The organism is Aeromonas sp. Prich7-2, from assembly GCF_017939255.1.
Lineage (GTDB): Bacteria > Pseudomonadota > Gammaproteobacteria > Enterobacterales > Aeromonadaceae > Aeromonas > Aeromonas caviae.
Genome location: NZ_JAGKRI010000150.1, coordinates 1 through 13,672, shown reverse-complemented (window position 1 = coordinate 13,672; position 13,672 = coordinate 1). Strand labels below are relative to the sequence as shown.

The 13,672-nt window shown below is 62.3% G+C and carries 8 protein-coding genes and 2 pseudogenes; 4 read left to right on the top strand and 6 right to left on the bottom strand.

The window, feature by feature from the left end; all coding sequences use genetic code 11:
• Together J9892_RS18885 and J9892_RS18880 are read left to right on the top strand one after the other, a co-directional pair.
• Window positions 1-141: pseudogene (locus J9892_RS18885) on the top strand (IS1595 family transposase); the annotation flags it as partial.
• Window positions 142-146: 5 nt separating this feature from the next.
• Window positions 147-761, top strand: a pseudogene (locus tag J9892_RS18880) (nuclease-related domain-containing protein); the annotation flags it as partial.
• A 69-nt stretch (window positions 762-830) separates the two neighbouring features.
• Here the strand turns inward: J9892_RS18880 and J9892_RS18875 are convergent.
• From J9892_RS18875 to dapB, 6 genes are all read right to left on the bottom strand, one after another.
• Window positions 831-1,994, bottom strand: a complete 1,164-nt coding sequence (locus J9892_RS18875; protein WP_181023077.1) for a DUF1615 domain-containing protein — start codon at window positions 1,992-1,994, stop codon at window positions 831-833.
• A gap of 145 nt (window positions 1,995-2,139) precedes the next feature.
• Entirely contained in the window at window positions 2,140-3,045 is a 906-nt protein-coding gene (locus J9892_RS18870) for a GGDEF domain-containing protein (protein WP_210538713.1), read from the bottom strand.
• A 244-nt stretch (window positions 3,046-3,289) separates the two neighbouring features.
• Window positions 3,290-4,948, bottom strand: a complete 1,659-nt coding sequence (gene leuA / locus J9892_RS18865) for a 2-isopropylmalate synthase (RefSeq protein WP_041213099.1) — start codon at window positions 4,946-4,948, stop codon at window positions 3,290-3,292.
• A 506-nt stretch (window positions 4,949-5,454) separates the two neighbouring features.
• Window positions 5,455-8,679 (bottom strand): carbamoyl-phosphate synthase large subunit, encoded by a 3,225-nt coding sequence (gene carB, locus J9892_RS18860; RefSeq protein ID WP_210538712.1) that lies wholly within the window; start codon window positions 8,677-8,679, stop codon window positions 5,455-5,457.
• A gap of 16 nt (window positions 8,680-8,695) precedes the next feature.
• Window positions 8,696-9,832, bottom strand: a complete 1,137-nt coding sequence (gene carA / locus J9892_RS18855; protein WP_119197574.1) for a glutamine-hydrolyzing carbamoyl-phosphate synthase small subunit — start codon at window positions 9,830-9,832, stop codon at window positions 8,696-8,698.
• Window positions 9,833-10,491: 659 nt separating this feature from the next.
• Window positions 10,492-11,304 (bottom strand): 4-hydroxy-tetrahydrodipicolinate reductase, encoded by an 813-nt coding sequence (gene dapB, locus J9892_RS18850; RefSeq protein WP_010675190.1) that lies wholly within the window; start codon window positions 11,302-11,304, stop codon window positions 10,492-10,494.
• Window positions 11,305-11,624: 320 nt separating this feature from the next.
• Here dapB and J9892_RS18845 point away from each other — a divergent pair, with 320 nt between their 5' ends.
• Window positions 11,625-12,971: a Na+/H+ antiporter NhaC family protein gene (locus J9892_RS18845; protein WP_201872117.1), complete on the top strand. Its 1,347-nt coding sequence runs from the start codon at window positions 11,625-11,627 to the stop codon at window positions 12,969-12,971.
• 149 nt (window positions 12,972-13,120) lie between these two features.
• Window positions 13,121-13,672: 5-formyltetrahydrofolate cyclo-ligase (locus J9892_RS18840; RefSeq protein WP_210538711.1), on the top strand; the 552-nt coding region annotated here is incomplete at its 3' end.

Here is a 13,672-nt window from a genome sequence, read left to right as displayed (position 1 = left end):
CCAAGGCATCTTGCGGAATACTGCTTCCGGTTTAATCATCGTTTTGACCTCAAGAGCATGTTGGTTGAATTGGGGCATGCAGTCGTGGCAAGCCCTCCGATGCCATATCGGCTCTTGAAGCTGGCTGAGGGTCATGGGTAATCAGGTTCGTGATTGAGACCAAGAACATGAAGGGCTGGATATTCGGCAACCCGACCCAGAAAAGCTGGACCCAGCAGATCTATCGCCGCAAGCACAGCTTCCAGAACCCGCTGCATCAGAACCACCTGCACATGATGACCCTCAAATCCCTGCTGGGGCTCTCAGACAACCAGCTTCACTCCGTCATCTTCTTTATCGGCGACTGCACCTTCAAGACCCCTATGCCGCAGAACGTGATGAACCGCGGGCTCATTCGCTACGTCAAGGGTATAACCACGCCGGTATTGGCCGAGAGCGAGGTCGCTCACGTTGTCGACACCATTCAACAAGGGCGACTTGCCGCCAACTGGCAGACTCACAGACAGCATGTCACCCAGCTCAAGACTCGTCATGCCGACCCATCCGCCAACCATGTTTCCACCCGCGAACCTGTCAGGCAATCAGTTGCAAACCCACCCTCACAGAGCGTATCGCCACCGGACAATCCACCCCCGATCTGCCCCAGATGTGGCAGCACCATGGTATTGCGCACTGCCGGTAGAGGTGACAACAAGGGAAAACCGTTCTGGGGATGCCATGAATTCCCCACATGCAGGGGGACCAGAGCGCTGATGAAGTAGATGGGAAGGCTGAACGACGGAGGCATAAAACAAAGGCGGCCAATTGGCCGCCTTTGTTATTTCAGCAAATCAGCGGATCGTTGCCATCTTCTGCACGCAGCGCTGCTCGCGCTCATCCACCCGCTTGGCAAACCAGGCGGTGGTGAGATTGCGGGTGATCTTGGGGCTCTTTAGCTGGATACCGGGCAAGATGGCGCGGGGTTGCCGTGTCCCGGCCTGTTTGTCGGCCAGGGCGAAGACCCTGTGGTAGAGATCGCTTTTGGCAAAGTCGCTGCTGTCCCCCAGCTTCAGGCTCTGGTGAATGGCCTGCTTGCTCATGTTGACGCGGCTGGCGACGCTGTGGACCGCGAGTTCGGTCTTGCCGGGCAGATCCGAGTCGTAGCGGATGAGATCCCCATCCAGGGCCAGGGGCTTGCCACTCACCCGGCTTACCGCCGCCTGGAAGGCCGCATTGCGGCTCGCGTACCAGCCCGCATTGAAGTCGGCGAAGCGATAGAGGGTATCCGGGTAGTCCGCGGGATAGCCGAAGATGTGTTTGGTGCCAAACCAGATGCCGCCGCGACGAGTAAACACCTCGTGGCGAATGGACTCCTTCACGGGATAGGGGTAGCCACGGGCGTTGGCCTCAGCAAAGGCGACGCTCACCTGCATGGGGCCGCCGGTGCGTACCGGGTTGAGATTGCCAAAGAGCTGCTTGCCCATGGGGACGCTGCCTGTCATGTCTTCGAAGATCTCGCTCATCTCCCGCTCGGTGCGAAGTTTGTCGATGCGCTCGGCATAGCTCTTGCCGGTGGGGGATTGGATGGAGAGGGCCGTGCGCACCATGAACTCGGGGATGAGCAGCTTGCCGGCCCGGGCATTGATCTCCTTCCAGGCAATCTTGTTGAGGTTGGGCACCACGGGGTCCGCCTGATAGGTCGCCTCCTGCTCCGCCACCGCCAGCACGCTGCAGACGTTGTGATCGCTCACCGTCAGCCCCTGGGTGGTGAGCGCCGTCACCACGTCATTGGCCCAGCCTGGCTTGTCCACCACGCTGCGCGGCAGGAAGCGCACGATGCGACTCTTCATGTCGGCCGGTTTTTGCGGCTGCATCGCCTTGGGAATGGGGCGCCCCGCCGGCGTCGCCGGGCTGGTCGGGGCGGGAGGCTCGCTGGCACAACCCGACAGCAGGGCAAGGGAAAGCAGTGACAGCCAGCGCCAATGGGCATCAAACAAGGAGTGAGAGGGGATCATGAAGGCTTCCTGAAGAGCGGGACCTGCCCCTCATCGCGAATGAGAGGGCTCGAATGCATGGAGGCGGACATTGTAGGGAACAAGTCTGACAAGATGAAGGCGGATGAACCGGCTGGCCCGCTGGCTGCGGCATTCCCTGGCGTCATCACGCCAGCTCCACCCGGTTGCGTCCCAGGTGCTTGGCCTGATAGAGGGCGAGATCGGTGCGCTGGAGCAGGGCATCCACCCCCTCCCCGCTCTGGCTGATACCCAGGGCAAGGCTCACGGTGAATCTTACCCCGTCACCTGAGACCAGCTCTTCGGTCGCGCACCTTATCTGCTCCGCCAGCGCACGGGCCTTGTCGCCCGTCATGCCGGGCAGCCAGATGGCAAACTCCTCTCCCCCAAGGCGTGCCACCACCCCATCCAATGGGCAGAGCTGGCGCAGCAGGGTGCTGAATTCACGAAGTACATTGTCGCCGATGGCGTGGCCATAGCGATCGTTGATCAGCTTGAAGTGATCGAGATCCAGCAGCAGGAACGGCGTCCCCTCCTCTCCGTGAGCCTCCAGCACGGCGCGAAACGCCCGGCGATTGGAGAGCCCGGTCAGCTCGTCTGACATGGCGAGGGAGGAGAGCCGCATCTGGGTGCCATACATCTGCTGCACCATCAGCAGCACACCCCAGGCCGAGGCCAGCATGCCGATCGTGCGCAGGCTATCTTCCACCGTGGAGAGCCACCAGGGCTGGAAATAGGCCTCATCCATCAGATCGATGACGCCGGAGACGAGCCAGAGGGTCAGCCCGCCGGTGAGGGAGAGATAGGTTCTCAAGGTGATCTGGGCACACTGCACCACCCAGAACATGAACAGCAGGGTCAGCACGTTGAGCGCTTCGGCCAGAGCCCCGACGGTATAGAGGTTGTGCTCCGCCAGGGGATCAAAGCTGACCCCGGCCAGGATCCCCGTCAGCAGCAGCAGACAGGGCAGGCTCACCAGCGCGAGACGACGGCAGGGAGGAAGCGAGAAGAACCGGGCGGGGTGAACGGATAACCTGAGGGGAGTCTTCATCATGTTTTGGGCTCCAAGCGCGCATGTCTTCTATCCCGAATGGCAGCCATTGGCTGCCATCGCCAGCGAACCCCGACGGCATTCCTGGTGGCAAATCACTGATATTGTGGGCCGATTTTTCCATAAAAAACAATCCCCTCACCATATGGGTCAGGGGATTGTTGCAACAGGGACGGCGCGATCTGCCGTGACATCGGAGTGGGCGGCACTTCCCTGCTCGCCCTCACGGCAGGCGGGCAGTGCCGCCTCAGGCGCTCTGGCGCAGGGCCTGATGCTGGGCGGCGCCGTTGATCACCGCCTGCAGGGAGGCGTTGACCACGTCGCGACCGACGGCGACGCCACACATCCGGGTGCCCTCGACGCTCAGCAGCACATAAGCGGCGGCGCGGGATTCGGTGCCGGCGGTGAGCGCATGCTCGGAGTAATCCAGCACATCGATGTGCATGCCGGTCTGACGCTGCCAGCCGTTGACCAGGGCCGTGATGGCACCCTCCCCTTCACCACACAATTGCAGGGTGCCGTGGGGGGTCTGCAACTCCAGGCGCAGGCTCTCCTGACTGTCATGACCGAGCTGGAAGCGCCCGATGCGATAGCCGTGGGCAGGCTCAAGATAGTGCTGCTCGAACAGGGTGCGGATCTGCTCCGGGCTGATTTCGCTGCTGCTCGCCTCAGCCTCGGCTTGAACCCGGCGGCTGAAGTCGATTTGCAGCCAGCGCGGCAGTTGCAGACCGAGGTCACGCTCCAGCAGATAGGTCACCCCTCCCTTGCCGGACTGGCTGTTGATGCGGATCACCGCCTCGTAGCTACGACCGAGATCGGCAGGATCGATGGGCAGGTAAGCCACGTCCCAGTAGTGATCCGGTTTTTCTGCCGCGAGAGACTTGCGGATGGCGTCCTGGTGGCTGCCGGAAAACGCCGTGTAGACCAGCTCGCCGGCATAAGGGTGGCGCGGGTGCAGGGCAATCTGGGTGCAGGCCCCCACGGTGGCGACGATGGCATCCATGTCGGACAGGTCCAGCTCGGGGTCAATCCCCTGGCTGTAGAGGTTCATGGCCATGGTGACGATGTCCATGTTGCCGGTGCGCTCCCCGTTGCCGAGCAGGGTGCCCTCGATGCGATCCGCCCCCGCCAGCACCGCCAGCTCGGCGGCGGCCACCCCGCAGCCTCTGTCGTTGTGGGTGTGGATGGAGATGCTCACCTCGGGTCGCGCCTTGAGGTGTCGGCAGAACCACTCCACCTGATCCGCAAACACGTTGGGGGTGCTCACCTCCACCGTGGCGGGCAGGTTCAGGATCATGGGACGGGCAGCGGCGCGCCACTCGTCGATGACGGCGTCACACACCTCGACGGCGAACTCCACCTCGGTGCTGCTGAAGCTCTCCGGAGAATACTGGAAACTCCACTCGGTGCCCGGATTGCGGGCCGCATACTCCCGCACCCAGCGCGCCCCCTGCACGGCGATAGCCTTGACCCCGTCCTTGCCTGAGTTGAACACATAGTTGCGCTGGGTCGGGTTGACCGAGTTGTAGACGTGAACGATGGCCCGTTTCGCCCCCTTGAGGGCCTCGAAGGTGCGGGCGATCAGATCTTCGCGTGCCTGCACCAGCACCTGGATGGTGACGTCATCGGGGATGAGGTTGCGCTCGATGAGTTCGCGCACAAAATCGAAGTCGGGCTGGGAGGCCGCCGGGAAGCCCACCTCGATGTGCTTGAAACCGATGTGGGTCATCAGCGCCCACATTTGCAGCTTCTGGGCCACCGTCATGGGCTCGACCAGCGCCTGGTTGCCATCGCGCAGGTCCACGGCGCACCAGAGCGGTGCCCGCTCCAGTACCCGGTTGGGCCACTGGCGATCCGCCAGGTTGATCACGGGGGCACGGCGGTATTTGCGATGATCGAAGCTCATATTCAGATTCCCTTGACGGATGGGCGAGGCACCGGACGACCGGGCCGACAGGCGGGTGGGGCAAGGAGGGGAAGCGGGTTGGTGCGGTAACACCGTCCCTGACGAGTCGCGCGGCGGTAACCCCGCGACCGGTTTTCCTGCGGCCCCCGTCGGTCACCGGGGCCGGCCACGGCAGCCGGATCGGGCTGCGGGCGCTGATCCTCTCGCACGCCACCTTTTGGTGTGTCGGCGCAGACGACCTTGTTTGTATGAGCACCCAGTATAGGGAGGTCGTGGGGGCGAGAGATTGCGAAGATTGCACCCAGCCATGCCAATTCAGCAATATTGATGCAGTGAATCTCCAATAAAGGGGTGAGTATCACCACCCCTGATGGATTATTCGCCATCTCACCCATCTTCCTTGCTGGCGCCCCCACCGGGAGTGGCCGGGCGCGGACAATAAAAAAAACCCCGCCATCGCTGGCGGGGTTTGCGTGCATCGGACGGGCAGCGTGCTGCCGGCACGCTTAGCGGTTGTTCACCTTCTCGTGCAGCTCCTGCACCGAGCTCACGTTGGCGGTGGCATCGACGCTGATGGCCATGCAGGTGGCGAAGGCGGCGTGCAGCGTGGTGGTGTAGGCCACCTTGTGCTGCAGGGCGCCGCGACGCAGCTGCTTGGAGTCCTCGATGGCCTGACGACCCTCGGCGGTGTTGACGATGTAGGTGTACTCGCCATTCTTGATGCGATCCAGAATGTGCGGACGGCCCTCGTGCACCTTGTTGACCAGGCGCGGGTTGATGCTCGCCTCCCCCAAGGTCACCGCAGTGCCGTGGGTGGCGTCGAGGTCATAGCCCAGCTCCAGCAACTTGGCGGCCAGGTTCACCACCCGCTCCTTGTCGCTGTGGCGAACGGAGAGCAGGGCACGCCCTTCGCGCGGCACCTGGTGACCGGCACCCAGCTGCGCCTTGGCATAGGCCTCGGCAAAGCTGCTGCCCACGCCCATCACTTCACCAGTGGAGCGCATCTCCGGCCCCAGCAGCGGGTCGACACCCGGGAACTTGGCGAACGGGAGAACCACCTCTTTCACCGAGTAGTAGGGCGGGATGATCTCCTGGGTAAAGCCCTGCTCCTTCAGGCTCTGACCGGCCATGACGCGGGCGGCGATCTTCGCCAGCGGGGCACCGGTGGCCTTGGAGACAAACGGCACGGTACGGGCGGCACGGGGGTTCACCTCGATGAGGTAAATCTCGTTGTCTTTCACCGCGAACTGCACGTTCATCAGACCGACCACGCCGAGTTCCAGCGCCAGCTTGCGTACCTGCTCGCGCATCTCGTCCTGAATGGCCTTGGACAGGGTGTAGGGCGGCAGGGAGCAGGCGGAGTCACCGGAGTGGATACCGGCCTGTTCGATGTGCTCCATGATGCCGCCGATAACCACATCGGTACCGTCGCAGATGGCGTCCACGTCCACCTCGGTGGCGTCGTCCAGGAAGCGGTCCAGCAGCACCGGCGACTCGTTGGAGACGCTCACTGCCTCGGCGAAGTAGCGGCGCAGGTCCTGCTCGTCATAGACGATTTCCATGGCGCGGCCACCCAGCACGTAGGAGGGGCGAACCACCAGCGGGTAGGTGATGCGCGTGGCCAGTTGCACGGCCTGCTCCAGGGCGGTGACGGTGCCGTTTTCCGGCTGCTTGAGCCCCAGGCGCTCGACGGCGGACTGGAAGCGCTCGCGATCTTCCGCGCGGTCGATGGCATCCGGGCTGGTCCCGATGACCGGCACGCCGTTGGCTTCCAATGCCCGCGCCAGTTTCAGCGGAGTCTGGCCGCCGTACTGGACGATGACGCCCTTGGGCTGCTCGACTCGCACGATTTCCAGCACGTCTTCCAGGGTGACCGGCTCGAAGTAGAGACGGTCGGAGGTATCGTAGTCGGTGGAGACGGTTTCCGGGTTGCAGTTGACCATGATGGTCTCGTAACCGTCTTCGCGCAGGGCCAGGGCCGCGTGTACGCAGCAGTAGTCGAACTCGATGCCCTGACCGATACGGTTCGGGCCGCCACCGATGACCATGATCTTGTCGCGCTTGGTGGGGTTGGCCTCGCACTCCTCGTCGTAGCTGGAGTACATGTAGGCGGTGTTGGTGGCGAACTCGGCCGCGCAGGTATCGACCCGCTTGTAGACCGGGAAGATGTTGTGGCGAGCACGCAATTTACGCACTTCACCTTCGGCCACGCCGAGGATTTTGGCCAGACGGGCGTCGGCAAAGCCTTTGCGCTTGAGGGCGCGCAGGAAGTCGGCATCGAGACCGGCCATGCCGCGCTCTTTCACCTGCTCTTCCAGTTTCACCAGCTCTTCAATCTGCACCAGGAACCAGGGGTCAATCTTGGTCAGCTTGAACACGCCGTCCATGGAGAGGCCGGCGCGGAAGGCGTCGGCGATGTAGAAGATGCGCTCGGCACCGGCATCCTGCAGCTCGTGACGGATGCGGGTCAGGGAGTCGGGGGCGTTCAGGTCAACCATGGGGTCGAAGCCGGTCTTGCCGGTCTCGAGACCACGCAGGGCCTTGTGCAGGGACTCCTGGAAGTTGCGGCCGATGGCCATCACTTCACCCACGGATTTCATCTGGGTGGTCAGACGGTCGTTGGCACCGGCGAACTTCTCGAAGTTGAAGCGCGGCACCTTGGTCACCACGTAGTCGATGGCCGGCTCGAAGGAGGCCGGGGTACGACCACCGGTGATGTCGTTCATCAGCTCGTCCAGGGTGTAACCGATGGCGAGCTTGGCGGCGATCTTGGCGATGGGGAAACCGGTCGCCTTGGAGGCCAGCGCAGAGGAGCGCGACACCCGCGGGTTCATCTCGATGATGACCATGCGGCCGTCTTTGGGGTTGATGCCGAACTGGACGTTGGAGCCGCCGGTCTCGACACCGATCTCGCGCAGCACCGCCATGGAGGCGTTGCGCATGATCTGGTACTCCTTGTCGGTCAGCGTCTGGGCTGGCGCGACCGTGATGGAGTCACCGGTGTGGATGCCCATGGGGTCGAAGTTTTCGATGGCGCAGACGATGATGCAGTTGTCGTTGCGATCCCGCACCACTTCCATCTCGTACTCTTTCCAGCCGATGAGCGACTCGTCGATGAGCAGCTCCTTGGTCGGGGAGAGATCCAGACCGCGCTCGCAGATCTCCACGAACTCTTCGGTGTTGTAGGCGATGCCGCCGCCCGAGCCACCCATGGTAAAGGAAGGACGGATGATGCAGGGGAAGCCCACCATCTGCTGCACGCCCCAGGCCTCTTCCATGTTGTGGGCGATGCCGGCACGGGGGCACTCGAGACCGATGCTGCGCATGGCCTTGTCAAAGCGGGAGCGATCTTCGGCCTTGTCGATGGCGTCGGCGGTGGCGCCGATCATCTCGACACCGAACTCCTTGAGCACGCCATGCTGCTCCAGCGCCAGGGCGCAGTTCAGCGCAGTTTGACCACCCATGGTGGGCAGGATGGCGTCCGGGCGCTCTTTCTTGATGATCTCGCGCACCACTTCCCAGGTGATGGGCTCGATGTAGGTGGCGTCGGCCATCTCCGGGTCGGTCATGATGGTGGCCGGGTTGGAGTTCACCAGGATGACGCGGTAGCCCTCTTCTTTCAGGGCCTTGCACGCCTGGGCGCCGGAGTAGTCGAATTCGCAGGCCTGACCGATGACGATGGGGCCGGCGCCGAGGATCAGGATGCTCTGTAGGTCGTTACGTTTTGGCATGGCTCTCTTTATCCTCTTAGGCGCGATACTGCTTGATCAATTCAATAAAGTGGTCGAACAGACCGGCACAATCGTGCGGGCCCGGGCTCGCTTCGGGGTGACCCTGGAAGCTGAAGGCCGGACGGTCGGTGCGATGGATGCCCTGGAGCGACCCATCGAACAAGGAGACGTGGGTGGCACGCAGGCACTCGGGCAGGGTCTGCTCGTCCACTGCAAAGCCGTGGTTCTGGGCGGTGATCATCACGGTGTTGTCGTCCAGGCTCTTCACCGGGTGGTTGGCACCGTGGTGGCCGAACTTCATCTTGACGGTCTTGGCGCCGGAGGCCAGACCCAGCAACTGGTGGCCCAGGCAGATGCCGAACACCGGGGTGTTGGTGGCCAGGAAGGCCTTGATGGCGTCGATGGCGTAGTCGCACGGCTCGGGGTCACCGGGGCCGTTGGAGAGGAAGATGCCATCCGGGTTCATCGCCAGCACCTCGGCGGCCGGGGTCTTGGCCGGCACCACGGTCAGGCGACAGCCGCGGTCCACCAGCATGCGCAGTATGTTGCGCTTGACGCCGAAATCGTAGGCCACCACGTGGTACTTGAAGTCGCCCTCTGCCGGGGTGACGTGCCCCTTGCCGAGCTGCCAGCTACCTTCGGTCCAGCTGTAGGATTCGCTCACGGTCACTTCTTTCGCGAGATCCATCCCCTTGAGGCCGGGGAAGGCGCGGGCCTGTTCGAGGGCATGGGCTTCATCGAGCTGCTTGCCGGCCAGGATGCAGCCGGCCTGGGCGCCTTTCTCGCGCAGGATGCGGGTCAGCTTGCGGGTATCGATGTCGGCGATGCCAACGATGTTGTGAGACTTGAGGTAATCGGAGAGGGATTGCTGATTGCGGAAGTTGGAGGCCAGTATCGGAAGGTCCCGGATGATGAGGCCCTGAGCATGGACCTGACTGGACTCTTCATCTTCGCTGTTGGTGCCGGTGTTGCCTATATGGGGGTAAGTGAGGGTAACGATCTGACGGGAATAGGAGGGATCTGTGAGGATTTCCTGATAACCCGTCATCGACGTGTTGAAAACCACTTCACCAACGGAACATCCCTCGGCGCCTATCGACACGCCTTTGAACACAGTTCCATCTTCCAGCACTAGCAATGCAGTGTGATTCAAGACAACCTCCAGTTATTTAGCTTTAAATTCAGCAATTTACCTGGGTGTTGCGGGCTCGGTTCCGGTCTTTGACAGGACTCGAACCCGGCAGATTTCTGGCAAATTGGGCGCATTCTACTTAAAAACGATCTCATTTCAACGTCTTTTCTCGTTTGAAATGCATCTAAATTCAATAAACAAGCAACATTACCCATTATCTATGCACTCACTCGCTTTGCAACCCCCTCTTCAAAAAGAAAAGCCAAACACAGACAACAAAGCGGCGCCCGATGCCATGCAACGTACAAAAAACAAAATTTACCACTTAATAAACAGCAAGATAGAAAATTAAAAAATAAACCACACAACAGCAAAAACACCATTTAAAGCCAGAAAAGTGAACACCAAGAATAGAAAACGTTTTTCTTGGATTGCATTTTTAGTCTATTTCACATCAAGGCGAAATGCCCCCCGCAGGGGAATATTGAGACCCAAACCCGTTACCCCTTGATGACATTTTTGTCGCAAGAGGGTGGCAGGCTTGTAAGAATGGCAGGATTTAGCGAGGTTCACTCAAAAAGTGATGATTAAGGCTTATTTCTACAAAAAAGTGACAAAAAACCCCGGCGGACCGGGGTTTGGCAACCAGTACGGGAGTCTGCACTCCCCCTGAAGACGGTTTATTTCAGACCGAGCACATCCTGCATGTCATAGAGACCGGCCCCTTGCTGGCCGAGCCACTTGCCCGCCCGCACTGCACCGTTGGCGAAGGTCAGACGGCTGGAAGCCTTGTGGCTGATCTCGACCCGCTCGCCGATGTCGGCGAACATGACGGTGTGCTCCCCTACCAGATCTCCGGCGCGGATGGTGGCAAAGCCGATGGTGTTGCGATCCCGCTCACCGGTGATCCCCTCACGGCCATAGACGGCGCACTCTTTGAGATCCCGGCCCAGGGTTTTCGCCACCACTTCCCCCATGGAGAGCGCAGTGCCGGACGGAGCATCCACCTTGTGTCTGTGGTGCCCCTCGATGATCTCGATGTCGGTGTACTCCCCCATCACCCTGGCCGCCTGCTCCAACAGCTTGAACACCAGGTTGACCCCGACCGAGTAGTTGGAGGCGAAGACGATGCCGATCTGCTTGCCCGCCTCGTGCAGGGCCGCCTTGCCCGCCTCGTCAAAGCCGGTGGTGCCGATCACCATCTGCTTGCCATGCGCCAGTGCAAAGGCGAGGTTCGCCAGGGTCACCTCGGGGCGGGTGAAGTCGATGATGAGATCGAACTCGTCCTTCACCTTCTCCAGACTGTCGCTGATGATGACGCCAAGGCGCCCCAGGCCGTTGAGTTCACCCGCATCCAGACCTATCACGGCAGAGCCCGGTCGCTCCAGCGCCGCTCCCACCACCACGCCCTCGGCGTTGGCGATAGCCTCCAGCAGCACCTTGCCCATACGACCATTACAGCCCATCACGGCCACACGGATCGGATTGTCCATCTCCACCCTCTCATCTCTTTATTATGGAAAGAGACCGTTTTACCAGCCCGCGTCCCCTTTGAAAAGCCCGCCGTGGCCGCCGAACCAACCCCGACAAATAAACAGACAAACACATTAAAAACAGAATATTCAACAGATTTAATCCATATGGCGGAATCATCAGAGAAAAAGAGTTGTCCATCCGGACGTCTATCTTGACCGAACCGCCCCGACTCACTACTGTGGCGCCCCATAACGGCAGGATGCCCGCCCTGTGCCCGAACCCGCCCGGTTCCACACAGGCCGCGACAGGAGGTCATTGTTCAAGCTTCGAGGAACACATGATCCAGACTCCCCCCAGTGCCAGAGCCCTGCTGCCCCTTCTGGTCTTTCTTGCTCTCTTCATCGGTACCGGTACCTGGCTGACCCTGCAGGGGGTCGAGTTCGCCTTCTACCAGCTGCCCGCCCCCGTCGCCGCCCTGCCCGCCGTCATGCTGGCCCTGGTGCTGGGGCGCGAGGGGTTCAACAAGAACCTGGAAACCTTCTTCAAGGGGGTCGGCGAGAGCAACATCATGGCCATGTGCCTCATCTATCTGCTGGCAGGGGCCTTCGCCACCGTGGCCAAGGCCACCGGCGGGGTGGATGCCACGGTCGCGCTCGGCCTCTCCCTGATCCCGGGCTGGTGCCTGCTGCCGGGGCTCTTCCTCATCTCCGCCTTCGTGGCCACCGCCATGGGCACCTCCATGGGCACCATAGGCGCCGTGGCACCGGTGGCGCTGGGCGTCGCCCAGGCGGCCGGCATCGATCCGATGCTGATGGCGGGCACCATCCTCTCCGGCGCCATGTTCGGGGACAACCTCTCCATCATCTCCGACACCACCATAGCCGCCACCCGCAGCCAGGGCTGCGAGATGAAGGACAAGTTCCGCGAGAACGTCAAGATTGCCGCCCCCGCCGCCGTGCTGGTGATCCTGCTCTATCTGCTGCTGGGCTCCACCGGCGCGGCACCGGCGCCCGCCGCCGAGGCGGACCTGCTCAAGGTAGCCCCCTATCTGCTCATCCTGGTGCTGGCGCTGTCGGGCATGAACGTCTTCATGGTGCTGGGGCTCGGCATCATCGCCGCCGGTGGCGTGGGGATGATGGGCGGCTATCCCCTCGGCCAGTTCAGCAAGGACATCTATCAGGGCTTCACCAGCATGCAGGAGATCTTCCTGCTCTCCATGCTGATCGGCGGCCTCGGCGCCCTGATGGAGCGCCAGGGGGGGCTGGCCTGGATAAGCGAGCGAATCGCCGCCCTGATTGCCCGCTTCACCCGTCATCATGATGGCGAGCAGAACGAGAAGGCGGCCGAGCTCGGCATCGCCGGGGTGGTGAGCCTCACCAACCTCTGCACCGCCAACAATACCGTGGCCATCATAGTGGCGAGCAAGGTGGCGCGGGATCTCGCGGATCACCACGGCGTCACCCCGCGCCGCGCCGCCTCCATGCTGGACATCTTCTCCTGCGTGGTACAGGGGCTCATCCCCTGGGGTGCCCAGGCGCTGCTGCTGGGCTCCATATTTGCCCTCTCGCCGCTGCTGGTCGTGAGCATGAGCTTCTACCCCATGGCCCTGGGGCTGGCCGCCCTCGTTGCGGTCTTTATCAAGCACCAGGTACGCGCCGGCGCCGATAACCGCCAAGTCGCCTGAGTCTTCGCCGTTCCCCCCTCGGGCGCCGCCATCAGGCCGCGCCCTGTCTCGTCTGTCATCCCGCCGAGACAGGGAAGCCCCTGCGCTTTTCATCCCCCGGCGCCCTTGTTAAGGTAAGCCTGCCTTTTCGCACCACCACAGGAGCCCCCATGCCTGACCTTCAGCCCGAGCACCCCGATATGCGCCACTCCCTGCGCCAGCTTGTCCGAGAGCGCAGAAGGCGCCTGAGCCAGGCAGACCAGCAGGCGGCGGCCCAGCAACTGGTCAGCCGTTTCCAGGAAGACCCCGGGATCCTCGCGGCCAGACGCATCGCCCTCTATCTGGCCAACGACGGCGAGCTCGATCCCCTGCCCGCCATTCACTGGCTCTGGGCCCAGCAAAAGGAGGTCTATCTGCCGGTGCTGCACCCCTTCACCCCGGGCCACCTGCTCTTTTTGCGCTACACCGCCACCAGCCCCATGACCCGCAACCGCTTCGGTATCGCCGAGCCTGAGCTCGATGTGCTGCAGGTGGTGCCCCACAGCATGCTGGATCTCATCTGCACCCCCCTGGTGGCCTTCGATGAGGCGGGCAACCGGCTCGGCATGGGGGGCGGCTACTACGATCGCACCCTGGCCTGCTGGCACGAGCACGGACTGGGCCCAAGACCGCTCGGCCTTGCCCACGACTGTCAGCAGGTGGAGGCCGTGCCCCGGGAGGAG

Bases quoted from the DNA above. Each gene is read 5' to 3' on its own strand.
- J9892_RS18870 (WP_210538713.1), bottom strand. From the start codon at position 3,045: ATGATGAAGACTCCCCTCAGGTTATCCGTTCACCCCGCCCGGTTCTTC.
- carB (WP_210538712.1), bottom strand. From the start codon at position 8,679: ATGCCAAAACGTAACGACCTACAGAGCATCCTGATCCTCGGCGCCGGC.
- J9892_RS18845 (WP_201872117.1), top strand. From the start codon at position 11,625: ATGATCCAGACTCCCCCCAGTGCCAGAGCCCTGCTGCCCCTTCTGGTC.
- leuA (WP_041213099.1), bottom strand. From the start codon at position 4,948: ATGAGCTTCGATCATCGCAAATACCGCCGTGCCCCCGTGATCAACCTG.
- J9892_RS18875 (WP_181023077.1), bottom strand. From the start codon at position 1,994: ATGATCCCCTCTCACTCCTTGTTTGATGCCCATTGGCGCTGGCTGTCA.
- dapB (WP_010675190.1), bottom strand. From the start codon at position 11,304: ATGGACAATCCGATCCGTGTGGCCGTGATGGGCTGTAATGGTCGTATG.